The sequence below is a fragment of the Streptomyces sp. NPDC048258 genome, assembly GCF_043201995.1.
Lineage (GTDB): Bacteria > Actinomycetota > Actinomycetes > Streptomycetales > Streptomycetaceae > Streptomyces.
In genome coordinates this window covers 1-24,861 of sequence record NZ_JBICZH010000018.1, presented here as the reverse complement: position 1 = coordinate 24,861, position 24,861 = coordinate 1, and the positions used below count along the sequence as shown (strand labels likewise).

Genomic DNA, 24,861 nt, shown 5'->3' with positions numbered 1-24,861 from the left:
GCAGAAGATGGCGGCGTGAGCAGCAGATTGCGCGAGATCGCGCGGGAGAACGCGGACATTTTGGCGGCCGGTGGCTACCGGACGCGGTCGGGACGGCAGGTCGCGCTCGCCGCCGCCCTGGCGGAAGCCAAGGCAGAAACCAGGATATATGGACCAAACCGGGTCATTCCAGGCGAGGTGATCGCGAGCGGGGGTGGTGCGACGGCCGTCGAGGTCACCGGGGAGAGCAGCACGGTCGCGGCCCGCAGGCTCGCCCCGGAGGGCCTGGAGCCGGTCCCGGAGGGCGCCGGGGTGGCGGTGCTGAACTTCGCTTCGGCCCGGAATCCCGGGGGCGGCTACGTCCGCGGGGCCAAGGCCCAGGAGGAGGCCCTGTGCCGCGCCTCGGCCCTGTACGAGACCCTGCTGGAGGCGCCGGAGTACTACGAGATCCACCGCGCGGAACGCAGCACCTTCTACACCGACCGGGTGATTCACTCCCCCGGGGTACCCGTCTTCCGCGACGACCGGGGTGCGCTGCTGGAGTACCCGTTCCGCGTCGGCTTCCTGACCTCTCCGGCCCCGAACGCGGGCACGATCCGGCGCCAGGAGCCGGAGCGGGCCGCCGAGATCCCGGCGGCCCTGGTACGGCGCGCCGGGCTCGTCCTGGAGGTGGCCGCGCTGCACGGGTACCGGGGGCTGGTGCTGGGCGCGTGGGGGTGCGGGGTGTTCCGGAACGACCCGGCGGAGGTGGCGGAAGCCTTCCGGGGGCTGCTGAGGGGACGGTTCGCGGGGGTGTTCAACCGGGTGGTGTTCGGGATCCTGGACCGCGATCCGCGGACCCGGGAGGCCTTCGGGCGGGCCTTCGCGGCGTAGAACAGCGGGCTTTCGCGTAGAACGACGGCGTAGACGACCGACCAGGACGGCGGCGTCAGCGCCGGCTCGCGTTCCTTCCGCCGTACAGCGCCACGAGGTGGCGGACCAGGGCGAGGGCGGCCAGGAGCGCCACGAATGCGCACACGCCGTGCCATCCGGCCCGGCCGTAGACGCGCACCCCGACCCAGGAGCCCGCGCTGCCGCCCACGTAGGCGCAGGTCATGTAGGCGGTGTTGAGCCTGCTGCGGGCGTCGGGACGCAGGGCGTACACCCGGGCGTGATTGGCGACCATGCCGGACTGCATCGCGACGTCGAGCAGCAGCGTGCCGACGACCAGCGCGGCCAGACCGGGCGCGCCGCCCCGGTCACCCGCGACGAGGACCGCGGCCGAGACCAGTACCCCGAGCATGCAGACCAGGTTCACCTGATCGGGGCCCCTGCGGTCCACCAGACGTCCGGCGAACGGGGTGCACAGCATGGTCGCCGCGCCGACCAGGGCGAGCATCCCCACGACGTGGGCGCCCAGGCCGTACGCCGGGCCGGTGAGGAGGAGCGCCAGACAGGTCCACACGGCGGAGAACCCGGCGAAGACCGTCGCCTGGTAGAAGCAGGAGCGGCGCAGATCCGGCTCGGCGCGGAACAGACGCAGGGGCTCGGCCAGGAGCGACCGGTACGGCCGGCTCGAAGGCGGAGTGTTGACCGGCAGGACGCGGGCCAGGACCGTCGCCAGGAGCAGGACCACGACCGCGGCCACCAGGTAGGGGGCGCGCCAACCCAGCCACTCGCCGAGGGTCCCGCCGAAGGTGCGGGCCAGCAGCATGCCGCCGATGGACCCGCTCAGCAGGGTGCCCACCACCTCCCCGCGGCGTTCGGGGGCCACCAGACCGGCCGCCATCGGACCGATGACCTGGGCGGCCACCGTGGTGACCCCGACCAGCGCGCCGGCGGCGAGGAGGGGCGGCAGGGCCGGAGCACAGCCCGCAGCCAGCAGACCGGCGCCGGTGAGGGCGAGCAGGGTGACGAGGAGCGGGCGGTACGGGAGCCGGTCCCCGAGCGGCACCAGCAGAAACATTCCGGCCGTGTAGCCCACCTGGATCGCGGTGACCACAAGGCCGGCGGAATCGGGCGACGCGCCCAGTCCGGCGACGACCAGCGGGCTGATCGCCTGCGGGAAGTAGATGTTGCCGACACCGACGGCGCAGGTCAGGGCGAGGATCAGGAGCATCCGGCGGCTCATACCCGGGGCGCCTGGGGCGACGGGCGCGGGCTGTGCGTGAGCCGACCGTGTCGGTGGTGTCGGTGGCGCCGGCCGTATCGGCTCTGTCGGCTGTGTCATGCCCGGAAGTTCACGGCACCCGCGTCCCGCCGCCAATCGATGTAGCGTGGGGCTTAATGATCAGCTTCGAGCTCGGTGTCGAGGACCTCGCGGACACGCGGTTCGCCGTGTCGCCGCTGCACGAGACCGTGCTCAGCCTGCGGGTGCTGCGCGAGCCGGGGCTGTCCGCGCTGCACCTCCCGTGGCGCAGATCCGTTCTCGGCGGACTCGGGGCGCTCGACACCGGTCTGCTCATGTCCCTGGTCGCGACGCGGCGTACCCTTCCCGACTTCCTGACCCCGCGGCCCGCGAGTTTCGCCCCGGCCTTCGAAGAGGAACTGGCCGTCGCCCGCCGGACCTCCCCTGACCTGGTCCGCCGCGATCTGCTGGCCACGCACGCGCCGGACCCGCTTCCCGAAGCCCTGCGCGATGCCACCGCCACCGACGATGCCGCCGTCGTCGGACTCCGCGACGAGATCTGCGCACTCCTGCGGCGGTACTGGGAGGCCGCCGTCGAGCCGATGTGGCCGCAGATGCGCCTCGTGCTGGAAGCCGACATGACGTACCGCGCGCGTCAACTGGCCGTCGGCGGCGCCCGCCAGCTGTTCGCCGACATGCACCCGAACCTGCGCTGGGAACACGGCGTGCTGCACATCGCCGACATGATCAGCCGGCACCACGTCGCGGCGTCCGGCCGCGGCCTGCTCCTCGTACCGTCCGTGTTCGCCCACAAGCCCGCGCCCCCGCTCAGCCCGGACGAACCACCGATGCTGGCCTACCCCTGCCGCGGAGTGGCGACGCTCTGGGGCCCGGCGCCCGTCGCCGACGCGGCGGCGCTCGTGTCCCTGCTGGGTGCGCCCAGGGCGAGACTGCTCGGCCTCCTCGACGAGCCGCTGCCCACGGTCGAGATCGCCCGCCGCCTCCGGGTCACTCCGAGCGCAGTCTCCCAGCACCTGCGCGTTCTGTACGCCACGGGCCTCGCGACCAGGGCACGCGCCGGACGCCAGGTCCTGTACCGCCGCAGCGCCCTCGGCGACGAGCTGACCGGCTACCGCCAGCCGTAGCGCTCGCGCAGCCGGTCGACGACCGACTGGAAGCGGCCCCGGTCCAGCGCGCAGGCCTCGCGCCGCATCCCCGACTCGTGCACCCGCAGCACCCGGTCGACGTCCACCCAGGACTCCCGCCCGGCGCTGTCCCACGATCCCGTGCCGATCGGCACCCACTCCCGGTCGTGATCGTGCCGCTTGCTGGACAGCTGTACGGCGAGCAGCGTCCGCCCGCCCGCCTCCCGGGCCACGACCAGCACCGGGCGGTCCTTGCCACGGCCGTCGTTCTCCTCGAAGGGGACCCAGGTCCAGACGATCTCGCCGGGGTCGGGGTCCCCGTCGGGGTCGGGGGCGTACGACGTCTGCACCGGGCCGATGGCCTGCGGATCGGCCTCGGTGGTGGCGGTGGCGCCGTCACGGCCGGGCTGGTCGACATGACCGTTGTCGATACGACCGTTGCCGGAGTTGCTGTGATGCGAAAGTGCCGTCATCCGGGTGAGGGTAGCGGGTTGGGGGCTTCGGGGGGCGGGGCGTCGGCGGGGCGGGATGAGGAGTGTGGGCGGGGGCTTCGGGGGCGGTGGCCGGGCTGGGCGGCGTCAGGGATGTGCGCGGGAGTGACCGGGGGCGGGACCTCAGCGGGGCGGGATCAGGGGGTGCTGGTCGGGGGCTTCGGATGGTCGGGAGCCACTTACTCGGGATCAGAGAAGGTCTGGGGTTTCCCGTCCGTCCCATCGTCTTCCGGGTCTGGCCGGTCCCTCAAGGGCGCTCCTTCGTCGCGTCGCTTCGCGATGGCCTTCGGCCACCCTTGACCGACCGGCCCGACCCGGAAAGCTCGAGGGCAGACGGGAAGCCCCCAAAAGAACGGTCACGGGTGTTCGAGGGGCCATGCGGCCACGTCAGGGATGCGGGTGCCCGCTTCCCCGAGGATCAGCCAAGCCCGACCACCATGCCGGGTCAGCGGTGGGGGCGCGGGCACGGGCGGACACCCACACGGCCCCAGAGACAGGGGATTTCCGGGTCGGGGCCGGCCAACCCACACCAGACAGCGACCACCAGCCCCTCGGAAGCCGGGAGGCGCGTCAGATCGCTACGCGCTTCTCGCATCTCGGCGTCCGACGGCCGTCCGGGGCTGGGAACAGGCCGCCCACGACTGCTTGTTGCGGGAGGTCGGTGGGCGGCGATCCGTTGGTCTCTACTCCGTGACCAGGGCCATGATGAGGCCGTCGTAGCCCTTGCTGCCGACGGTCTGCAAGGCGGTGGCGGTCAGTTGGGGGTGTTCCGCGATGAGTTCGGTGAAGCGGCGGACGCCCTGTACGCGAGGGTCCGAGCTGGTGGAGTCGACCACGGCGCCGTCGCGGACGACGTTGTCACCGATGATGACGCTGCCGGAACGGGTGAGCTTGAGGGCCCATTCGAGGTATTGGGGATTGGACGGCTTGTCCGCGTCGATGAAGACCAGGTCGAACGGCGCGACGTCCGTGAGTTCCGGGAGGAGATCGATGGCCCTGCCGCGACGGATGTCGACGACGTGCTCCAACCCGGCGCGCGCGATGTTCGCGGCGGCGACGTCAGCGCACCGCTCGTCGACTTCCAGCGTGACCAACTGTCCTCCTTCGGGAAGGGCGCGGGCGAGCCAGATGGTGCTGTAACCGCCCAGGGTGCCGATCTCCAGGATGGTGCGGGCCCCACGGATCCTGGCGAGGAGGTGGAGAAGCTTTCCCTGATTCGGAGCGACCTGGTGGGCCGGCAATCCCGCCGCCTCAGTGTCCGCTGCGGAGACCGTCAAGACCTCGTCCTCCTCGACCAACAACCCTTCGAAGTACGCGTCGACGGCCGTCCACGTGTGCTGACCCACTGTGATCCCCTCTCATCGCACTGCATTCCCAAAAGGAACTTACGTCAAAACGCACTCCCTTAAACAGTTTGTTGTATGTCTGTTCCCAGCCCTGGACGGCCGTCGGACGCCGAGACGTGAGAAGCGCGTAGCGATCTGGCGCGCCCCCGATCCCGATGGGCTGCTGGTCGCTGCCTGGTGTGGGGTTGGGCTGGTGCCCGCGCCCCCACCGCTGGCCGGGCTCGGTGATGGGGCTCGGCTGCCCCCGGGGGAACTGGCCCCCGCATCCCTGATGTCCCTGCCCCTGGATATGAACACTGGTGACCGTTCTTTTGGGGGCTTCCCGTCTGTCCTCGAGCTTTCCGGGTCGGGCCGGTCGGTCAAGGGTGGCCGAAGGCCATCGCGAAGCGACGCGACCGAAGGGAGCGCCCTTGAGGGACCGGCCCGACCCGGAAGACGATGGGACGGACGGGAAACCCCCAGACCTACTCTGATGCCGAGTGAGGGGCTCCCGGCAAATCCGAAGCCACCGGCCCACCTCCCTGATGCCGCCCAGTTGAGGTCCCGCCCCCCCCCGAAGCCCCCGCCCCGCCCCGCCCCGCCCCCTCACCCCGGCCGCCGAGCTCCCCAGCCCTCCGCTGCCTCCACCTGCGCCGCCAGGCCGAGGAGCGTCGGCTCCGATTCCGACGGGCCCAGAAGCTGGGCTCCCATGGGCAGTCCGTCGGCCGTGAAGCCCGCCGGGACGTTCACCCCCGGCCAGCCCAGGACGTTCCACGTCCAGGCGTACGGGCAGGCCGCGATCATCGCCCGGTCCGTGGCCATCGCCCCCAGGCCGGCCAGTGCTCCGATCCGCAGCGGCGGGGTGGCCGTCGTCGGGGTCAGGACCACGTCGAAGCGGTCGAAGATCTCGCCGACCCGCCGCCCCAGCACCGACTCCGCCCGGCGGGCCGCCCGCAGCGGCAGGCCGCCCAGGATCCGGCCCGTCCGTACGGCCTCGTGCGTGCGCGGGTCCAGCAGCGCGGGATCCGGCACCCGGGCCGCCCAGTCCCGTACGCCGCTGGTCGCGCGGGGGACGAAGGTCAGGCCGATCGGGCCGTAGCGCGGGTCCTCCGGGACCACTTCGTGGCCCAGCGACTCCAGTCGCCCGGCCAACCGCTCCACCGCCGAACGTACCTCGGGGTCGAGGGACTTGGGCGTCGCCGTGAAGGGCATGGCGAACGAGAGGGCGATCCGTAGCCGGCGGGGGGTGCGGCGGGCCGCTTCGACCGCTGAGATACGGGCCGGGCGGTGCAGGTCCTCGGGGTGCGGGCCGCTCGCGGCGTCCAGCAGGAGTGCGGCGTCGGCGACCGTGCGGGCCAGTACGCCGTTGACGGTGAGCCCGTGGAACGATTCGGGCTCCGGCCAGGTCGAGATGCGTCCGCGCTGGGGCTTGACGCCTATGAGATGGGTCCACGCCGCGGGTATCCGTACCGAGCCCGCTCCGTCGGACCCGAGCGCCGCAGGGACCAGCCCCGCCGCCACGGCGGCCGCCGAGCCGCCCGAGGAACCGCCGGGCGTGTAGGCGGGGTTCCAGGGATTGCGGGTCTCGCCGAAGGCGGGACCCTCGGTGAACGGCCACTGGCCCAGCTCCGGCGTCTGGGTCTTGCCGACGATCACGGCGCCGGCCGCGCGCAGCCTTCGTACCGCCTCGCTGTCGACGGTCTTCGGGGCGAAGTTCCCGGCGCAGCCGAAGGAGGTCGGCTCGCCCGTCACGTCCATGTCGTCCTTGACGGCGAGCGGGACGCCCAGCAGCGGCAGCCGCTCGCCCGCGGCCAGCCGCCTGTCGGCCGCGTCCGCCTCGGTCAGGGCGGCCTCGGCGCGTACGGTCCGGAAGGCGTTGAGCTCCGGCTGCGCGGCCGCGATCCGCCGTAGCGCCTGCTCAGTCAACTGCCGTGCGGTGACGCTGCCTTCGGCGAGGGCGGCTGCCATCTCCACCAGGCCCGAGGGCTCGGCGGCGCCGGATGCGACCCTCGTGGCCGCCGAGACCGCCGACCCTGAAGAATTCGACCCTGAAGAATCCGACACCGTGACCAACTCTCCCCATTACCGACCGGTAGGGAGACGGTAATGGGGAGTGGTCGTGGGTGACTAGATCCAGCCCTTCAGTGAGGCCATGAATCCGTCGAAGTCGTCACGGTGGATGGTGTGTCCGGCTCCGGAGACCGAACGCACCTCGAAACCACGGCTCTTGAGGATTTGCGCCCGCTCCTCCGTGATCAGGGTGCTCGGATCGGCGAGCTGTACGAGCGAGGGGACCGCCGGCGCGGCGGGCATGAGGTCGGATCCCATCAGCGGACCGAGGCTCAGTGCGGTGGCCTCGTCCCACGCCGCCAGGGTCTCCAGCTCGACGTCGACGTCGGCCTCCTCCCAGCGCGGGTTCATCGCCTGGATCTGCTCCCTGGGCGCCGTCTTGAACTGCGCGAGCATCTCGGGACCGAAGCCCTCGACAGGCGCGGCGAGGTACCACGCCGGGTCGGAGAACACCGCCCGCCGCGGCTTCAGCCGGTCCACCGCGAGGGACAGGGTCAGGCCGCCCAGGGAGTGGCCGATGGCGAGTTCGGCGCCGGTCGGGAGCGTCTCGACCACGTCGTCCGCGTAGAGCTCCGGGCTGTACTCGCCGCGGCCGCTGGCCCCGTGGCCCCGCAGGTCCACGGCTATGACGCGGTACCCGAGGCCGGCCAGGGCAGGGCCGACCCGGCGCCAGGTGCGGTGGTCGGCCATGATGCCGTGGATCAGGAGGGCGACGCGGTCGCCCTCGCCCCAGGTCCGGGTGTGAAGCTGCACGGTGGTGCCTTTCCAGAAGTACTCGGAGGGTTCGAAGAGTTCGAGGAAGTGGAGTAAGGGGAGGAAGGGGAGGAAGTGCTGGAGTCGAACGGTCAGCGCACGCTGCGGATCGGCTTCACGGCCAGGGCGCCCGCCACCGCCAGTACGGCCGCGACGATGAACAGGGCGGTGTACCCGCCGCTGAGCGAGACGATGACCGAGGCGATGAACGGGGCGACGATCTGCGGGCCGGCGTTGGCGATGTTGAGCACGCCCATGTCGCGCGCCGCGTCCTCGGCCTTGGGCAGCACCATCGTCACCAGGGCGGTGTCCACGGCCATGTAGCAGCCGAACGCGAGCCCGTTGACGACCGAGAAGGCCAGCATCGCGGTCCAGCTGGTCGACACCGCGGGGATCACCAGGGCGACCGCCGACAGCAGGGCGGACGCGCCCACGAAGAGCTTGCGGCGGTCGAACCGGTCGGAGAGGTAGCCGCCGAGGACGGTGGAGACGACCATCGCCACGCTGGTCAGCGGCATCAGCACCGCCACCGCGGCCTCCGGCTTCATGCCGTCGGGCAGCACGGTGTGGTCCTGCAGGATGTACAGCTGGTAGCCGCTCACCGCGAAGTACCCGAGTACCAGGAGCGCCCGCCCGATGAAGGCCCACCGGAAGTCGTGGTCCTTCAACGCGCCCCCGAAGGCTGCGAGCTGGGTCTTGACGGGCATCTGGGCGCGGGCCGGGAGCCGCTGCTCCCGGGTGCAGGCGGTGAAGAGGACCGCGGCGCCCGCCACGAGCGCGCCGAAGACGAGGTACCCGGTGCGGTAGTCCTCGGAGAAGGCCGCGCCGACGAGCGCGCCCAGGGTGGAGCCGAAGGGCAGGCCGAGGCCGACGGCCGCCGAGGCTTTGCCGCGGGCGCTCATCGGCACCCGGTCGGGGACCACGGAGGTGATGGCGGCCTGGTAGACGTTCATGACGGCCTGGCCGAGGCACCAGGCGATCGTGATCAGCAGGATCGTGTCGGCGAAGCCGAGCAGCAACATCGCCGGTACGGCGGCGAGTCCGCCGCCGAGGATCCACGGGTTGCGCCGTCCGCTGCGGTCGGACAGGGCTCCGGCGACCGGGTTGAACACCGTCGCGAAGATCGCCGAGACCCCCGCGATCAGGCCGAAGTTCGCGACCTTGTTCGCCGGGTCGATGTCTCCCACCTGGAGCGCGAGCAGCACGCCGGCGACCCCGACGTAGAGCGCGTACATGGCGCTGTTGCCGACGAGCAGCAGCGGGAGCAGGCCGCGTCCGGGGCCGGGGGAGGCGGACGCCTCGTCGGTGGCGGCGGTGGTGCCGGTGCCGGGGGAGGAAAGGGCCACGGTGCCCTCCTGGGCAGATGCGAGCGGATGAGGGGCGGGGTGTGGGGGTGCGGCTGAGCTGGGATGGAGGGGGTGAAAGGGATGGTCGAGGGGTGCGCGCCGCCCTGTCGCGACGGCGGGGGTGCGACGGAGCGCGACAGGGCGACGGCACGGCTGGGCACGGCCGCGACACGTCCGGCGGCACACCCTGCCGAAGCGGATGTGACAGTCGGGTTACACGTGTCAATGAATCGTGTAACCACTGTGTAGCATTCGTTTCAGGCCATCCGCTAGCCCCCGGGCGCAACCGGTCTGGAAAGATGCCACGGCAATGTCACAGTCATCGAAATCGCCGAAGCCGCCGGCACCGGCCTCCGGGTCTCCCACGCCGCCGCCCCCCGTGCCGACCAGCGCCGACGTGGCCCGCCTCGCGGGCGTGTCGCGCGCGACGGTCTCGTACGTACTGAACAACGCGGAAGCCGTGCGCATCAGCGAGCCGACCCGCCGCAAGGTCCGCGAGGCCGCCGAGGAACTCGGGTACGTACCGCACGCGGCCGCCCGCAGCCTGCGCGCCGGACACACCCGGATCGTGCTGCTGCCCACCTCGCACGTGCCCGTCGGACCGCTGTACAGCACCTTCCTCAACGAGCTCCAGTGGGCGCTGCGCCGCCTCGACTACACCGTCGTGCAGTACGGGAGCCTCGGCCTGGACGGTGACGAGGCCGCGCGCGCCTGGGCGGAGCTGCGTCCGGTGGCGGTGATCTCGCTGGGCGAGATCGCGCTCTCGGCGCGCAACGTCGCCACCCTCAAGCGGGCCGGCGCCCGCGCGGTGATAACGATGGGCCCGGTGGGCGTGCCGGGGGCGCACGCGCTGGTCATGAACCAGGAGGAGGTCGGCGCCCGGGCCGCCGCCCATCTGGTCGCGCGCGGCCGGCGGCGGATCGGTGTGATCGTGCCCGAGGAGGACGGGCTCGAACTGTTCTCCGCGCCCCGCCTGGCGGGCGCGCGCTCGGTGGCGGTGGCCGGGGCCGGATCCGGGGCCGGATCCGAGGCCGAGATCGAGCCCCTCCCGATGGCCTACACCGAGGAGTCGGCCGCGGCGCTCGCCGCCCGCTGGCGCGGGCTCGGGCTCGACGCGGTGTTCGCGTACAACGACGAATACGCGATGCTGCTGATGCGCGCCTTCCAGGACGAGGGGCTGCGCATCCCCGAGGACGTCGCCGTCATCGGCGCCGACGACCTGCTCATCGGGCGGCTGCTGCGGCCCCGGCTGAGCACGGTGCAGATCGAGATGCCGACCGGTGACCACCTGGCGTCGCTGGTGGACCGCGCGGTGCGGGAGCCGTCGGAGATCACGGAGCGGCACGACCTGATGGCGGCCGTGGCCGTCCACCGGGAGTCGACGTGACGGTCCTGGAGTCCCGCAGGAGCCGGACCTGGCCTCGGGGGCCGTTGACAGGCGGTGACCTGCGGACGGAGACTGCGGGCGCGCCCCACCGGGCGCGCCCGGCGGCGTCTTGGGGTGCCCACACACGCACCGATGCGCCACCGCCCGTACGGATCCGCCCAGGAGCGACCCCATGAGCATCCGCACCGTCCGCGACGTCTACGTCGTCGACGCCGTCCGCACCCCGATCGGCAAGTTCGGCGGGGCCTTCGCCGGGGTCCGGCCGGACGATCTCGCCGCGCACGTGGTGAGGGCGCTGGTGGACCGTACGCCCGACCTCGACCCGGCGCGCATCGACGACGTCGTGTTCGGCGACGCCAACGGCGCGGGCGAGGACAACCGCGACGTCGCGCGGATGGCCGTGCTGCTGGCCGGGCTCCCGGTCAGCGTCCCCGGGGTCACCGTGAACCGGCTCTGCGGATCCGGCCTCGAAGCCGTGATCCAGGCCGCTCGCGCCATCGCGCTCGGCGATGCCTCCGTCGCCATCGCGGGCGGCGTCGAGTCGATGACCCGCGCCCCCTGGGTGGTGCAGAAGCCCGAACGGACCTTCCCCGCGGCCCACCAGCAGATGTGGTCCACCACGCTCGGCTGGCGGATGACCAACCCGCGGATGCCCGCGGAGTGGACGGGCTCGCTCGGCGAGGGCGCCGAACTCGTGGCCGACAAGCACGGCATCACCCGCGAGGCGCAGGACGCCTTCGCCCTGGAGAGCCACCGCAAGGCGGCGGCCGCCTGGGCCGCCGGGCTGTACGAGGACGAGGTCGTGCCGTACGCGGGTGTGGACCTGGTGCGGGACGAGTGCATCCGGGAGGGTTCCACGCCCGAGGCGCTGGCCCGGCTCAAGCCCGCCTTCCGGACGGACGGCAGCGGCACGGTCACGGCCGGGAACGCCTCGCCGCTCAACGACGGCGCCGCCGCACTGCTGTTGACGGACGCGGCGGGGCTGGCCGCCACCGGCCGGGAGCCGCTCGCCCGGATCAGTGCCTCCGCCGTCACCGGGATCGAGCCCCAGCTCTTCGGCCTGGGCCCCGTGGACGCCGTCCAGCGGGCGCTCGGCAAGGCCGGCCGCGGTTTCGCCGATCTCACCACCTTCGAGCTCAACGAGGCTTTCGCCGCCCAGGCGTTGGGCTGCCTGGCGTCCTGGCCGGAGCTCGACCCGGCCGTGGTCAACCCGCGGGGCGGGGCCATCGCGATCGGTCACCCGCTCGGCGCGTCGGGGGCCCGGCTGGCCGGCTCGGTCGCGCACCAGCTGGCGGCGGCGGGCTCCGGTACCGGCATGGCGGCGCTGTGCATCGGAGTGGGGCAGGGCATCGCGCTCGTCCTGGAGCGCTGAACCCACCGCCGGCCTGCGGCCGTCGATCGTTTCCGGACACGGTCCCTTGCCAACTGCCCAATAACTGAACAGAAGTGGTGCCTCCGGTCTGGCACGATGGCGCGTGCTGCCGCCCCCCCGCCCCGCCCATCCCCACCCGGAGGCCCCGCGCCATGCCGCTCCTCGATCCGACGCTCTGGCAGGACGGACCCACCCTCACCGGCGGCGCCGCCGCGGTCGTCGAACCCGCCACCGGCCGCACCCTCGCCACCATCGACCTGGCCGCGCCCGCCGACGTCGCGGAGGTCGCCGTACGGGCCCAGGCCGCGCAGCGCGACTGGGCGCGCGCCACCCACCTGGAGCGGGCGGCCGTGCTGCGCCGCGCCGGGGACCTCTTCGCCGCGCACGCCGAGGAGCTGCGGGAGTGGCTGGTGAGGGAGTCCGGCTCGATACCGGGCAAGGCGGACTTCGAGCTGCACGTCGCCGCGCAGGAGTGCTACGAGGCCGCCGCGCTGGCCTCGCGCCCCACCGGGCAGGTGCTGCCGAGCGAGGCGCCCCGGCTGTCCTTCACCCGGCGGGTGCCGGCCGGGGTGGTGGGGGTCGTGGCCCCGTTCAACGCCCCGCTGATCCTCGCGATCCGCTCCGTCGCACCCGCGCTGGCCCTCGGTAACGCGGTGCTCCTCAAGCCTGACCGGCGCACCGCCGTCTGCGGCGGCCTCGCCCTGGCCGCCGTGTTCGCCGCGGCCGGTCTGCCTGGTGGGCTGCTGCACGTCCTGCCGGGCGGCGCCGAGACCGGAGCCGCGGTGGTCGCCGACCCCCGGGTCCGGGTGGTCTCCTTCACCGGATCCACCGCCGCGGGCCGGTCGGTCGGCGAGCTGGCGGGCCGTCACCTCACCCGCGCCCACCTGGAGTTGGGCGGCAACTCCGCCCTCGTCGTGCTCCGCGACGCCGATGTCGAGGCCGCCGTGGCCCAGGCCTCCTGGGGTTCCTTCTTCCACCAGGGCCAGATCTGCATGACCGCCGGACGCCACCTCGTACATGCCTCGCTCTACGACGAGTACGTGGAGCGCCTCGCCGTACGCGCCGAGGCCCTGGTGGTGGGGGACCCGTACCGCGAGCAGGTCCACCTGGGCCCGCTGATCGACCGGGCTCAGCTGGAGCGCGTACACGCCCTGGTGGAGGCAAGCACCGGACAGGGCGCCAAGCTCGTGGCGGGCGGCACCCACCAGGACCTCTTCTACCGCCCGACCGTGCTGGCGAGCGTCGCCGACGACACCCCCGCCTACGCGGAGGAGGTCTTCGGCCCGGTCGCGCCCGTACGCTCCTTCTCGACGGAGGAGGAGGCGGTGGCCCTGGCCTCGGCGGGTCCGTACGGCCTCTCCCTCGGGATCGTGACCAGGGACGCGGCGCGCGGGCTGGACCTGGCCGAGCGGATCCCGACCGGGATCGCGCACATCAACGACCAGACGGTCAACGACGAGGCCGTCGCCCCGTTCGGCGGTGTGGGCGCCTCCGGCACCGGTGCCCGTTTCGGCGGCGAGGCGAACCTGGACGCGTTCACGGAACTGCGCTGGACCACGACCCGCGCCACGCCCGCAGGCCATCCTTTCTAGGAATGCGGACGGCAGGTCGTTCGTTCAAGGAGCAGACGGCTCAATCAGGAGGTCTGGAAACCGTGGCTACAGTCGAGCTCACCAAGGAAAACTTCGACCAGACGGTCAGCGAGAACCCGTTCGTGCTGATCGACTTCTGGGCGGGCTGGTGCCGGCCGTGCCTGCAGTTCGCCCCCGTCTACGAGAAGGCCTCGGAGGCCCACCCGGACCTGGTCTTCGCCAAGGTGGACACCGAGGCGCAGCAGGAGCTGGCGAGCGCGTTCCAGATCACCTCGATCCCGACCCTGATGATCGTCCGGGACCAGGTGGCCATCTTCGCCCAGCCCGGCGCCCTGCCGGAGCCGGCGCTGACGGACCTGATCGGGCAGGCGCGCGCCCTCGACATGGACGAGGTGCGCGCCAAGATCGCCGCCGAGCAGAAGGGCGCGCAGGACGGCGGCGCGCAGGATCCCGGTGCGCGGGAACCCGGCACGCCGGAGGCCTGATTGCGTGACGCCACCCCCGGCGGGCGGTGACACTGATCCGTATGACCGAAGCCGTGGAGTACGACGTCGTGGTGCTCGGCGGGGGACCGGCAGGCGAGAACATCGTCGACCGGACCCGCGCCGCCGGGCTGAGTACCGCCCTCGTGGAGAGCGAGCTCGTGGGCGGGGAGTGCTCGTACTGGGCCTGCGTCCCCAGCAAGGCGCTGCTGCGCCCGGTGCTGGCCCGGGCCGACGCCCGCCGGGTGCCGGGGCTGGCGGGCGCCGTCGAGGGCCCGCTGGACACGGCGGCGGTGTTCGCGCACCGCGACTACTGGACCGGGAACTGGAAGGACGCGGGCCAGATCGACTGGCTCGACTCGATCGGCGCCCATGTGTACCGGGGCCACGGCAGGCTCTACGGGGTCCGCAAGGTCGCCGTCACCAGCCCCGAGGGCGAGCACCACGTGCTGGCCGCCCGCCACGCGGTGGTGGTCGCCACCGGCACCCGGGCCGTGATCCCCGACGTGCCCGGGCTCGCCGGTGCCCGTCCCTGGACCAGCCGGGAGGCGACGTCCGCCCAGGAGGCGCCCGGCAGGCTGCTGATCGTGGGCGGTTCGGTGGTCGCCGCCGAGATGGCCACGGCGTGGCAGGCCCTCGGATCGCAGGTCACCGTACTCGTACGCGGACCACGGCTGCTGCCGCGGATGGAGCCCTTCGCGGGCGAGCTGGTCGCCGACGCGCTGCGCGAGGCGGGCGCGGTGGTCCGTACGGGCGTGTCCGTCGAGGCGGTCGTACGGGACGGCTCCACCGGCCCCGTCACGGTGGTGCTGGAGGGCGGCGAGATGCTGGAGGGCGACGAACTGCTGATGGCGACGGGCCGTTCGCCGCGGACCGAGGACATCGGGCTGGACACCGTCGGCCTGCCCGCGGGGGAGTGGATCGGGGTCGACGACAGCTGCCGGGTGCCCGGGCACGACTGGCTGTATGCCGTCGGGGACGTCAACCACCGCGCGCTCCTGACCCACCAGGGCAAGTACCAGGCCCGGATCGCGGGCGCCGCCATCGCCGCCCGCGCGGCCGGCACCGCTTCGCCCGACACCGCCTCGCCCGACACCGCGCCCTGGGGCGCGCACGCGGCGACCGCCGACACGCGGGCCGTCCCGCAGGTGGTCTTCACCGACCCGGAGGCCGCCGCGGTGGGCCTCGGCCTGGCCGAGGCCGAACGGGCGGGCCACCGGGTGCGCGCCGTCGACTACGACCTGTCCAAGGTCTCCGGCGCCGGGCTCTACGCCGACGGCTACCGCGGCCGGGCCCGGATGATCGTCGACCTGGACCGCGAGGTCCTGCTCGGGGCCACTTTCGTCGGCCCGGGCGCCGCAGAGCTGCTCCACGCGGCCACCGTCGCGGTGGCGGGGGAGGTGCCGATCGCCCGGCTGTGGCACGCGGTCCCGGCATTCCCCACGATCAGCGAGATCTGGCTGCGCCTGCTGGAGACGTACCGGGGATAGCCGGCGGGCTCGTGCCGCCCGCAGCAGACCGCCTGTCCCGTCATCGATCAGCTGCCGCGGACAGCGCGGGGGCGCTGTCGGCCGCTGCCGCCGTCGAGGACTTCCCGGCCCGCAAGGCGGAGCCGGCCTACGGCATCCCACAGGGCGGCGGAACGCTCGGAGGCGAGGGCGGAGTCCTCCCGGTACCGGGAGGTGTCTCCCTCCTGAGCACGCGCGACCATGGTGCGCATCACCTCGGAGAGGGCGGCCGACGCGTCGGAGACACGGGACACCGCGTCGGCCATGGACGCGGGCCCTTCGAGGAGGACGACCTCTGCGGAGCGGTGGACCTGGCGGGCCAGGCTCACGAAATCCCGGACGCGCTCGTCGACCGTGTGCAGGGCGTGGGCATCAGGACCGAGGGCGCGCAGGACTTCGTCCAAGGCGACGTCGCGGGCGTGCAGTGCGGTGAGGTACTGGGTGTAGGCGTCCCGGCGGACCTGCCGGCGCCATTGCGCATGCTGGGAACGTGCTTGCACACGCCCGCTCACGAACGCCGCCCCCAGAGAAGCCGCTGAGCCGATGGCGGCGCCGACCAGCGCCGCAAGTCCCGAATCCATGGGCCCATTTTGGCGTGGCCCGGCCAAGCCCGACCCTTCGGGCTCGGTCGGGCCGGTGCACCACGGGTGCGGGCCGACGTGATCCGGAAGACACGGCCTGGCCGCCGACTCGGCACAGGATGGCGGCACATGAGCTCCGCGCTGTGTTGAATGGGGCGTACACACGTGTGGACCAGCGACGAAAGAGGCATCGCCCGTGATCGTGATCGCCCATCTCAGCGACATCCATCTCGACGGCGCCCCGCGGGCCGCCGAGCGCACCCGCGCCGTCATGGAGTACCTCGACGCCCTGCCCTACGACCTGGACGCCGTACTGGTGAGCGGCGACATAGCCGACCACGCGGCCCCCGCCGAGTACGAGGAGGCCGCCAAGCTGCTGCGCTCGCGGCACCCCCTGGTCGTCTGCCCAGGCAACCACGACGAGCGGGTCGCCTTCCGGCAGGGGCTGTTGGAGGAGGGGGCCGGCGCTTCCGCGGCGCCGGTCGACCAGGTGCTGCGCGGTGACGGCTTCGTGCTCGCCGTGTGCGACTCGTCCGTTCCCGGCGAGCACCACGGCCTGCTGGAGGAGTCCACGCTGGCCTGGCTGGACGGCGTACTGACCGACACCCCGCGCGAGACCCCGGTACTGGTCGCCTTCCACCATCCGCCGGTCCCGCTGCACACCCCGTACGTCGACGGGATCCGGCAGTTCGACGAGGAACGGCTCGCGGCCCTCGCCGAACGGCACCCGCACCTCACCGCGTTCCTGTGCGGGCACGCCCACACCGCGGCCGCGACCACCTTCGCCGGCCGCCCGCTGCTGGTGGCGCCCGGTGTGGTCTCCACCCTCCGGCTCCCCTGGGAGATCCGGACGGGGCCCGACCACCACGTCCACCTCGACGAGCCGCCCGCCGTCGCCTTCCACGTACTGGGCGAGGACGGGCGGCTGACGACCCACTACCGCGTGGTCGTCGCCCGCCGGTAGCAACTGCCGTCCCGGGCCCGGGTGAGACGGCCCGAGGTGATCAGATAGCGCCGCAGCGCCGAGCAGTCCTCGTGCACCGTGCGCAGCGCGTCGTTCACCTCGGGCTCCGTGTACTCCCGGTCCACCGCGAACAGGGTCTCGGTGAGGTGGGCGAGCAACTGCTCCCGCCGGGCCGCCTTGCGCGGGATGGCGACGAGGCGCCCGCCGGAGAAGAGGTCGGAGACGTCCCGCCGTGCCGGGCCGGAGGACTGTTGCTGTTCGGTGCTCTGTGACATGTCCGCGAGCTTCACCCGCCGCCCTCCCGCGGGGCAACGCAATTTCCGGGGCGAGAGCTCCTCGACTCCACAAAAAGTGACGGTCGTTCATCTTACTGAGTGGTAGTCCCGCCAGTACCCTCCCCGTGACCGGTTCCTGCCCCCCACGGAGGAGCACGTATGCGACGTCCCACCGCTCGCCTGAGAACCGCCGTCGCCACCGGGCTGATCGCCCTCGCCGCGGCCCTGCTCTCCCCCCTCGCACCCGCGTCCGCCGCCCCCGCAGACCCCGTACCGCTCCCCGTCGCCGACTACTGCGGCGGCCAGTGCTCGGACATCCTGCCGCCCGGCCAGAACGGCAACGCCACCCTCGCGCAGATCCTCCTGCACAAGGCGTTCGGCACGATGCCCGCCCACACCTCCGACCAACTGGCGCGCTACGACTCCCTGGTGGCCGGCTACCCGGGCCTCACCGACGCCAAGGTCAACGACTTCTTCAACAACGCGGCCTTCGGCGTGCCGGCCGACCAGGTCGAGTCGACCGCCAGTCCCCGTCCCGACGTCACCATCACCCGCGACAAGAAGACCGGCGTCCCCCACATCAAGGGCACCAGCCGCTACGGCACTTCCTTCGGCGCGGGCTACGCCGCCGCCCAGGACCGGCTCTGGCAGATGGACCTCTTCCGGCACGTGGGACGCGGCGACCTGACCCCCTTCGCGGGCGGCGCCCTCGCCAACCAGGGCCTGGAGCAGCAGTTCTGGCCGCAGGCGCCGTACACCGAGGCCGACCTCCAGGCCCAGGTGGACCGGATACGCACCACCGGGGGCGAGCGCGGCCGCCTCGCGATGGAGGACGCGCAGGCCTACGTCGACGGCATCAACCTCTACCGCACCCAGTCCAAGAACGGCCGCTACTTCCCCGGCGAGTACGTCCTCACCGGCCACATCGACTCCGTCACCAACGCCGGTGAGATCCAGCCCTTCAAGATCACCGACCTGATCGCCCTCGCCTCCGTCGTCGGCGGCCTGTTCGGCGGCGGAGGCGGCGGCGAGGTGCAGGCCGCGCTGTCCCTGCTGTCCGCGCAGCAGAAGTACGGGCTGGAGGAGGGCACCCGCGTCTGGGAGTCCTTCCGCCAGCGCAACGACCCAGAGGCCGTGCTCACCGTCCACGACGGTACGAGCTTCCCGTACGCCCAGAAACCCGCGATCCCCCAGGGCGCCGCGCTCCCGGACACCGACTCCGTGGTCCCCGAACAGCTCGTGTACGACCGCACGGGCGCGGCGACGGCCACGGAGGCCCTCGACCCGCCGAAGCCCGTCAAGCAGAGCATGTCCAACGCCCTGCTCGTCTCCGGCGCCCACACCGCGAGCGGCCACCCGCTCGCCGTCTTCGGACCGCAGACCGGCTACCTCGCGCCCCAGCTCCTCATGCTCCAGGAACTCCAGGGCCCCGGCATCAGCGCCCGCGGCGCCTCCTTCGCGGGCGTCAGCATGTACGTACAGCTCGGCCGCGGCCAGGACTACGCCTGGAGCGCCACCTCCGCCGGACAGGACATCACCGACACCTTCGCCGTCGAACTGTGCGAGCCCGGCGGCGGGGCGCCGACGAAGGCGAGCACCTCCTACCTCTACCGCGGCACCTGCACCCCCATGGAGAAGCTGGAGCACACCAACGCCTGGAAGAAGTCCGTCGCCGACCCGACCCCCGACGGCTCGTACCGGATGCAGGTCTGGCGCACGAACTACGGCATCGTCACCCACCGCGCCGCCGTCGCGGGCAAGCCCGTCGCCTACACCGCGCTGCGCTCCACCTACCGCCACGAGGCCGACTCGATCATCGGCTTCCAGATGCTGAACGACCCTTCGTACGTCAAGGACGCCCGCACCTTCCAGCAGGCGGCCGAGCACATCGGCTACGCCTTCAACTGGTTCTACGCCGACTCGCGCGAAGCCGCCTACTACAACAGCGGGTTGAACCCCGTCCGTCCCGCGGGCGTGGACGCGGCCCTGCCCGTGCACGCCAGGCAGGCGTACGAGTGGCAGGGCTTCGACCCCGCCGCGAACACCGCCGCCTACACCCCGCCCGCCGAGCACCCGCAGTCCATCGGCCAGGATTACTACGTCAGTTGGAACAACAAGCAGGCCAAGGACTACAGCGCGGCCGGCTTCGGGATGGGCGCCGTCCACCGCGGCGACCTCCTCGACCGCCGGGTCAAACCGCTCGTCGCGGCGGGCGGGGTGACCCGGGCCAAGCTCACCCAGGCCATGGCCGAGGCCGCCGTCACCGACCTGCGCGCCGAGAACCTGCTGCCCGAGCTCCTGGCCGTCCTGCGCAGCGCGCCCAGCACGGATCCGGCGGTGACCGCGGCGATCGACAAGCTGGCCGCGTGGCAGGCGAGCGGCACCAAGCGCAAGGAGACCGCCCAGGGTTCGAAGACGTACGCGCACGCGGACGCCGTCCGGATCATGGACGCCTGGTGGCCGCTGCTGATCGAGGCGGAGTTCGAGCCCGGCCTCGGCGCCCCGCTGTACGACGCCCTGCGCGCCTCGCTGAGCGTCGACGAGGCTCCCAACGCGGGCCACGGGCCCACGGGTTCACACGCCGGGTCGGCCTTCCAGTACGGCTGGTGGAGCTACTCGGACGAGGACCTGCGCATGGTCCTCGGACGGCCCGTGGCCGATCCGCCGTCCCAGGTGTACTGCGGCGGCGGCTCGCTCGCCGCGTGCCGCGAAGCCATGACCGCCACGCTCAAGCAGGCGGCCGCGGCCACCCCCGCGGCCGTGTACCCGGCCGACGGGACCTGCGCGGCCGGCAACCAGTGGTGCGCGGACTCGATCGTGCAGCGCCCGGTCGGCGGGCTGAGCCATCCGCAGATCAACTGGCAGAACAGGCCCACGTATCAGCAGGTGGTGGAGTTCCCGGCCCACCGCTGAGCTCGCCGCAACGCCATGTGGCCCGCTGCCCCGGAGATGTTGTCCGGGGCAGCGGGCCACTGGCGTGGGCCGTCGTGTCAGGGGCCGACGGTGATCTGCTGCGCCGGGTCGGTGGTGTCGCTGACCAGGTAGACGGCGTTGAAGGTGGACGTGGTCGCGCTCGTCGGGCAGCCGAACCCGCCGGTGACCGTGACCGGCACCGATGCGTTGGTGAAGGTCAGGCTCGACGGGGCGCCGTTCGTCCAGCTCCCGGGCACATTGGCGGCGGTCGCCGGGGCGGCGGTCACCGTGCAGGTGGCCAGGCCCGTGGTGTGCACGACGAGCCCGCCGACCGGCACGGTCATGGTGGCGGTGGCCGGGGCGCCGTTCTGCATCGACACCGACCAGGAGCCGCTGGTGGTGACCGTGGGGGTCACGCCCCACATGCTGGAGGTGCACGAGCTGTACGTGGGCGGCGAGATCGGCGAGGAGACCGGCCCGGCCGGGTTGGTGTTGCCGGGGGCGGCAGGCACCGTACCGGTGGCGACGGAGACCGTACAGGTCACCGTCACCGAGCCGGCCTTGAAGGTGGCCTTCCCGCTGAGGGTGGCCTTGAAGGAGTGTCCGGCCGGGGTGACGGTGGTCGACCCGGCCAGCGGTAAGGGCGCGGCGGAGGGGGAGGCGGAGGCGGTGGCGGTGGCCGAGGCCACCGACAGGGCCGCCGCGGCGGCCATCCCGAGGGCGAGCGCGGTGCGCGTACGGCTCATGGCTGTGCTCCTTGGGGATCGGAGTGCGGCGTGGGGACCGCGGTGGGGGGAGCGGGGGAGGGCGTGGGTACCGGTGTGGGTGTGGGTGTGGGTGCGGGTGCCGGAGCAGGTGCGGCGGACGGCTGCCAGGCGAACATCAGGCCGCCGCCGAGAATGCCGAGCAGGGTGCCGATCAGGAAGCCGCCCAGGTTCGACAGGACCAGGGCCGCCGTCGCGATCAGCGTGGTGAGGACACCGGCCAGGCTGCGCTGCGGAGGCGCGAACCAGGCCGTGAGCCCGAGCACGATCATGACGATCCCCATCAGGACGGACGGGATCCCCGCCACCCCCTGCTGGAGCATGATCTTCAGTGGTGCCAGCGGCAGGACGCAGATCCACGCCCCGGCCAGGACCGCGAACAGCCCGCCCCAGAACGGCCTGCTGCGCCGCCACCGCCGCCAGCGGGTCAGAAGCATTCCTTCTTGCCCTTGCTGATGTTCATGCTGAGCCCGGAGAGCTTGAAGGTGCCGGCGTTCGTCGCCCAGGCCGTCTGCTGCAGATCGGTGATGCTGACCCTGTCCGCCTGCTGGGCGAAGAGGTCCTGCATCCCCTGCGCGTCGGCCGGACCCTTGTCGAGCGTGGAGGCGTCGCGGCCGATCTCGATGTTGGTGAAGACCGCGTCGCCGGAGAGCTGCGTCGCGTCGACGAACAGATTGCTCGCCTCGACGGGCTTCTTCTGGCCGGCCGTCAGGTTGAGCGAGATGTCCCCGATCACCGGGAGCGAGGTGACCACCGACTGGCACAGGCTGTTGAGTTTGGCCTCCCGGATGGCGGTGACCGCCACCGGGATGAGCTCCTCGCGGGCGTTGACGTCGACGCTGCCGTACTGGGCGAAGCCCTCGCCCTCCAGGCTCTTCGCCGACACCTTGAACTGCTGCCCCGAGACGGCGAAGGAGGCGGCGAGCGCGCCCTGCGCGAGGGCGATGCCGAGACCGGCGGTGACGGCGACGGCGGGGACGGTCAGGACCGCGAACCTGCGCCAGCGGACGCGGCCGTCGCCTGGTCCCGGGCCGCTGGCGCCGCCGGGGGATTCGGGTAACTTGGGGGAATCTGCCATGAGATCGTCCCTTAACTTCGGCTGTGCACCGTTGTTACCGACGAGTTGAATGTAAGAGTGCCAATGGTGGTTGGCAAGGTTGTGCGAGCGCACCGTTTCGGCCGACTCCTACTGCTCCGTACGCAGCAGTTCGGCGACCTCGGCTTCCACCCGGCGCGCCATCGCCCGCGCGAACTCCGTGGCCACGACCTCACCCGCCACCGGCCGCAGCGCCGCCACCGCCGCCGTGATGTGCTGGAGCTGCGTGGCCGAAAGCCGCTCCAGCCCTTGCGCACCGATCACATGCCGCCGGAACAGTCCGACGAACCGGTCCGCGAGCGCGGCCGCCTGCGCCTGTGCGAACTCCCCGGCGTCCAGGATCTCGGCCATCGGCACCCCCTGCCGCACCAGCGCCAGCGTCGCGTCCAGCAGGCGCCGGCTCGGGTGGGTGACGAGGTCCCCGTCGACCGTCACGTACCCCAACTCGGCCGCCCGCCGGGTGTCCTCGGCGGTGGCCGTGGGGCCGAACAGCTCCCGCAGCTCGGCCCGGGTCATCGTGATCGGCTCCTCCTGCACCCAGTCCCGGGTCATCTCCCGTTCCAGGCCCAGCAGTTGCGACAGGCCGCCGCCGTCCTCCCAGGCGTGCAGGAGCTCGGCGATGCCGTTGACCGTGTAGCCGCGCCCCAGCAGGTCGCTGATCAGCCGCAGCCGCGTCAGGTGATCGTCGGAGTACCAGGCGATCCGGCCCTCCCGGCGCGGCGGCGGCAGCAGCCCGCGCTCCTGGTAGTAGCGCAGGTTGCGCACCTTGACGCCGGCCGCCCGGGCCACGTCCTCGCGGCGGTAGCGCCCGCCGCCGTTCCCGTCCTCCACCTGGCTGCTCACGCGGCCGAGTGTAGGACGTACTGGCAGGTCACATAGGGCGCGGGCGGTCTTGCTTGACCGCGCGCAGCACCACGAACTTCGGTTCGCTCGCGACGACTTCGCTGTTGCCGAACAGCCGGCGCAGGTGGGTGTGGTACCCCATGTGCCGGTTGGCGACGATCCACAGCTCGCCGCCGGGCCGCAGCGCCTTGCGCGACTGGGCGAACATCCGCAGCGCCGTCGCGTCCGTCGTGGCCTGGTGGGAGTGGAAGGGCGGGTTGCTCAGTACCAGGTCGACGGAGCCCGGGGGCAGCATCGCCACCCCGTCGCCGACGAGGAACTCGGCGGTCCGCCGGCCCTCGCGGACGTTCGCCCGGTACGTGGCCTGCGCCGAGGCGACCGCCTGGTAGGACTCGTCCGTGAAGACGACCTCGGCGTCCGGGTCGGCGACCTGGACCGCCGTGCCGACGACTCCGTTGCCGCAGCCCAGGTCCACGACCCGGGCGCCGTCCGTGTTGGTCGGCAGGTTCTGCAGGAAGAAGCGGGTGCCGACGTCGAGCCGGTCGGCGCAGAAGATCCCGGCGTGGTTCACGACGGTCAGGCCGGAGCCCGACCCCGCGTCCTCGTCCACCGTGTACGTCAGCGGCCACGGCCCGGCACTCGTCGGGTGCACGGCCCCGGGGGTGCCCGGCGTACAGAAGATCAGCCGCGCCTTCTTCTCGGCGAGCGAGGTCTTCGTCGGGCCCAGGATCCGCTCGAAGAGCCGCAGCGTGGAGGTGTGGATCTCCTTGACCATGCCGGTGCCGACGACCACGGTGCCCGCGTGCACGTGCGGGGCCAGCCGGTACAGCTGGTCCTCCAGCAGCGCCAGGCTCTTCGGTACGCGCACCAGCAGGACGTCGATCCGCTCGGGCGGCGGATCCTGCGTGGTCAGCAGCGTCACCGTCGACTTCGACGTCCCGATCCCGTTCCGGTCGAGGTTCGCCGCGGTGGCGGAGCGGGTGAGGGAGGAGTCGGTGATCTGCGTCGGCCGGTACGCGGCGAGCGCCGTCGTCAGCGTCCCCCAGCGGTCCCCGAGCACGGTGATCTGCCCGGCGCCGGCCAGGTCCACCGGCCCGCGCTCCCCGGTACCGGAGTCGAGGTGGCGCAGCAGGTACTCGTCGGCGGCGTCCCAGGCGCGGAGCCGGTCGCGCGGGTCCTCGGGGAAGCGGGTGAGCTCGTAGGTGCCGAAAGGCGTGGTCAGGCGGTTCATATGGGACCCAGGCTAGCCGAGCCGGAGCCCGGCCCTGCACGGACGGGGCCGGGCCGACCCCTGACCGGCGCCGGGACCGCGGCCGACCGGCCCTACTCGGGGAACTCCCCGGCCATCGCGGCGGCCATCCGCAGGTAAGGACGGGCCTCGGCGGCCCGGCCGCTCCGCTCCAGCGTGCGACCGAGCAGCAGCTGCGCGTAGTCCTCCACCGGCCAGCGCTCCAGGATGGCGCGGAGCTCGCGCTCGGCGCGCGAGAGCTGGGCGGAGTGGTAGTAGGCGCGTGCCAGCAGCAGACGCGGCGCCAGCTGCTCCGGGGCCTCGCTCGCGAGCGATTCCAGGATGCGAGCGGCCGTCGCGTACTCCTTCGCGTCGAAGAAGAGCTGGGCCCGCGCCCAGCGCTCGGCCGCCGTCCCGTGCTCGAAGTACGTCGTCGGCGTGTTCATCGCGTCCCTTCCGCGGTTCCGCGTTCAGCTGGTGTGTCCGGAGCCTCCAACACGTCCCGGCGGCGGAACATTCCACCCCGCACGGCCCCCGCCTCGGAGCTAGTGCCGCATCAGGCAACGTTCGCCTTGTCGCGACGCGTCGCTCGGTTTGCTGCGCCGGACGGCATTGGATGGCCAGAATGATCTCGTGGCTG

23 protein-coding genes are annotated in these 24,861 nt (G+C 72.5%); 9 read left to right on the top strand and 14 right to left on the bottom strand.

Annotated features, from left to right (window positions below; translation table 11 throughout):
- Positions 1 to 15: 15 nt before the first annotated feature.
- Positions 16 to 852, top strand: a complete 837-nt coding sequence (locus tag ACGFYQ_RS31695) for a TIGR02452 family protein (protein WP_393749625.1) — start codon at positions 16 to 18, stop codon at positions 850 to 852.
- Between the two features lie 55 nt (positions 853 to 907).
- On the opposite strand, the gene ACGFYQ_RS31690 is transcribed toward ACGFYQ_RS31695, so the two are convergent.
- Positions 908 to 2,089, bottom strand: coding sequence for an MFS transporter (locus ACGFYQ_RS31690; RefSeq protein WP_393749624.1), 1,182 nt, complete (start codon positions 2,087 to 2,089; stop codon positions 908 to 910).
- Between the two features lie 155 nt (positions 2,090 to 2,244).
- Between ACGFYQ_RS31690 and ACGFYQ_RS31685 the strand changes: the two genes are divergently transcribed.
- The gene (locus ACGFYQ_RS31685) at positions 2,245 to 3,231 is read left to right on the top strand and encodes a helix-turn-helix domain-containing protein (RefSeq protein ID WP_393749623.1); all 987 of its coding nucleotides are present in this window, start codon (positions 2,245 to 2,247) and stop codon (positions 3,229 to 3,231) included.
- Here ACGFYQ_RS31685 and ACGFYQ_RS31680 read toward each other — a convergent pair.
- The 5 genes from ACGFYQ_RS31680 to ACGFYQ_RS31660 all read right to left on the bottom strand — a co-directional run bounded on the left by ACGFYQ_RS31680 (position 3,216) and on the right by ACGFYQ_RS31660 (position 9,216).
- On the bottom strand, positions 3,216 to 3,704 hold the full coding sequence (locus tag ACGFYQ_RS31680; RefSeq protein WP_393749622.1) for a type II toxin-antitoxin system PemK/MazF family toxin: 489 nt from the start codon (positions 3,702 to 3,704) through the stop codon (positions 3,216 to 3,218). The two genes, ACGFYQ_RS31685 and ACGFYQ_RS31680, sit on opposite strands and share 16 nt — an antisense overlap.
- Positions 3,705 to 4,405: 701 nt before the next feature.
- Positions 4,406 to 5,068 (bottom strand): O-methyltransferase, encoded by a 663-nt coding sequence (locus tag ACGFYQ_RS31675; RefSeq protein ID WP_393749621.1) that lies wholly within the window; start codon positions 5,066 to 5,068, stop codon positions 4,406 to 4,408.
- Positions 5,069 to 5,653: 585 nt separating this feature from the next.
- Positions 5,654 to 7,015 carry an amidase gene (locus ACGFYQ_RS31670; protein WP_393749738.1) on the bottom strand — a complete coding sequence of 454 codons (1,362 nt, stop codon included), beginning with the start codon at positions 7,013 to 7,015 and terminating at the stop codon, positions 5,654 to 5,656.
- 159 nt (positions 7,016 to 7,174) lie between these two features.
- Complete coding sequence (locus tag ACGFYQ_RS31665) at positions 7,175 to 7,870, bottom strand: alpha/beta fold hydrolase (protein WP_393749620.1); 696 nt, start codon at positions 7,868 to 7,870, stop codon at positions 7,175 to 7,177.
- A 92-nt stretch (positions 7,871 to 7,962) separates the two neighbouring features.
- Complete coding sequence (locus ACGFYQ_RS31660) at positions 7,963 to 9,216, bottom strand: MFS transporter (protein WP_393749619.1); 1,254 nt, start codon at positions 9,214 to 9,216, stop codon at positions 7,963 to 7,965.
- Between the two features lie 310 nt (positions 9,217 to 9,526).
- On the opposite strand from ACGFYQ_RS31660, the gene ACGFYQ_RS31655 reads away from it, so the two are divergent.
- The 5 genes from ACGFYQ_RS31655 to ACGFYQ_RS31635 all read left to right on the top strand — a co-directional run bounded on the left by ACGFYQ_RS31655 (position 9,527) and on the right by ACGFYQ_RS31635 (position 15,539).
- Positions 9,527 to 10,603: a LacI family DNA-binding transcriptional regulator gene (locus ACGFYQ_RS31655; protein ID WP_393749618.1), complete on the top strand. Its 1,077-nt coding sequence runs from the start codon at positions 9,527 to 9,529 to the stop codon at positions 10,601 to 10,603.
- Positions 10,604 to 10,775: 172 nt separating this feature from the next.
- Positions 10,776 to 11,975: a thiolase family protein gene (locus ACGFYQ_RS31650; protein ID WP_393749617.1), complete on the top strand. Its 1,200-nt coding sequence runs from the start codon at positions 10,776 to 10,778 to the stop codon at positions 11,973 to 11,975.
- A gap of 152 nt (positions 11,976 to 12,127) precedes the next feature.
- Positions 12,128 to 13,567: an aldehyde dehydrogenase family protein gene (locus ACGFYQ_RS31645; protein WP_393749616.1), complete on the top strand. Its 1,440-nt coding sequence runs from the start codon at positions 12,128 to 12,130 to the stop codon at positions 13,565 to 13,567.
- Positions 13,568 to 13,629: 62 nt separating this feature from the next.
- Positions 13,630 to 14,052 carry a thioredoxin family protein gene (locus ACGFYQ_RS31640; protein ID WP_393749615.1) on the top strand — a complete coding sequence of 141 codons (423 nt, stop codon included), beginning with the start codon at positions 13,630 to 13,632 and terminating at the stop codon, positions 14,050 to 14,052.
- Between the two features lie 41 nt (positions 14,053 to 14,093).
- Complete coding sequence (locus tag ACGFYQ_RS31635; RefSeq protein WP_393749614.1) at positions 14,094 to 15,539, top strand: dihydrolipoyl dehydrogenase family protein; 1,446 nt, start codon at positions 14,094 to 14,096, stop codon at positions 15,537 to 15,539.
- 47 nt (positions 15,540 to 15,586) lie between these two features.
- On the opposite strand, the gene ACGFYQ_RS31630 is transcribed toward ACGFYQ_RS31635, so the two are convergent.
- A complete protein-coding gene (locus ACGFYQ_RS31630; protein WP_393749613.1) occupies positions 15,587 to 16,138 on the bottom strand; it encodes a proline dehydrogenase in 552 nt (183 codons plus the stop codon).
- Between the two features lie 196 nt (positions 16,139 to 16,334).
- On the opposite strand from ACGFYQ_RS31630, the gene ACGFYQ_RS31625 reads away from it, so the two are divergent.
- Positions 16,335 to 17,102 carry a metallophosphoesterase gene (locus ACGFYQ_RS31625; protein ID WP_393749612.1) on the top strand — a complete coding sequence of 256 codons (768 nt, stop codon included), beginning with the start codon at positions 16,335 to 16,337 and terminating at the stop codon, positions 17,100 to 17,102.
- Here ACGFYQ_RS31625 and ACGFYQ_RS31620 read toward each other — a convergent pair.
- A complete protein-coding gene (locus tag ACGFYQ_RS31620) occupies positions 17,075 to 17,377 on the bottom strand; it encodes a DUF2087 domain-containing protein (protein WP_393749611.1) in 303 nt (100 codons plus the stop codon). The two genes, ACGFYQ_RS31625 and ACGFYQ_RS31620, sit on opposite strands and share 28 nt — an antisense overlap.
- 159 nt (positions 17,378 to 17,536) lie before the next feature.
- Between ACGFYQ_RS31620 and ACGFYQ_RS31615 the strand changes: the two genes are divergently transcribed.
- A complete protein-coding gene (locus ACGFYQ_RS31615; protein ID WP_393749610.1) occupies positions 17,537 to 20,290 on the top strand; it encodes a penicillin acylase family protein in 2,754 nt (917 codons plus the stop codon).
- 77 nt (positions 20,291 to 20,367) lie between these two features.
- Here the strand turns inward: ACGFYQ_RS31615 and ACGFYQ_RS31610 are convergent, their stop codons facing one another.
- The 6 genes from ACGFYQ_RS31610 to ACGFYQ_RS31585 form a co-directional block, all read right to left on the bottom strand.
- A complete protein-coding gene (locus ACGFYQ_RS31610) occupies positions 20,368 to 21,036 on the bottom strand; it encodes a hypothetical protein (RefSeq protein WP_393749609.1) in 669 nt (222 codons plus the stop codon).
- Positions 21,033 to 21,491, bottom strand: coding sequence for a DUF6114 domain-containing protein (locus tag ACGFYQ_RS31605; protein WP_393749608.1), 459 nt, complete (start codon positions 21,489 to 21,491; stop codon positions 21,033 to 21,035). Before ACGFYQ_RS31605 ends, ACGFYQ_RS31610 begins: the two co-directional genes overlap by 4 nt.
- Positions 21,482 to 22,132 (bottom strand): DUF6230 family protein, encoded by a 651-nt coding sequence (locus tag ACGFYQ_RS31600; RefSeq protein ID WP_393749607.1) that lies wholly within the window; start codon positions 22,130 to 22,132, stop codon positions 21,482 to 21,484. Before ACGFYQ_RS31600 ends, ACGFYQ_RS31605 begins: the two co-directional genes overlap by 10 nt.
- 108 nt (positions 22,133 to 22,240) lie before the next feature.
- Entirely contained in the window at positions 22,241 to 22,993 is a 753-nt protein-coding gene (locus ACGFYQ_RS31595) for a MerR family transcriptional regulator (protein ID WP_393749606.1), read from the bottom strand.
- Between the two features lie 28 nt (positions 22,994 to 23,021).
- Positions 23,022 to 24,215: a methyltransferase gene (locus ACGFYQ_RS31590; protein ID WP_393749737.1), complete on the bottom strand. Its 1,194-nt coding sequence runs from the start codon at positions 24,213 to 24,215 to the stop codon at positions 23,022 to 23,024.
- A 101-nt stretch (positions 24,216 to 24,316) separates the two neighbouring features.
- Positions 24,317 to 24,667, bottom strand: a complete 351-nt coding sequence (locus tag ACGFYQ_RS31585) for a tetratricopeptide repeat protein (RefSeq protein ID WP_393749605.1) — start codon at positions 24,665 to 24,667, stop codon at positions 24,317 to 24,319.
- Between the last annotated feature and the right edge of the window lie 194 nt (positions 24,668 to 24,861).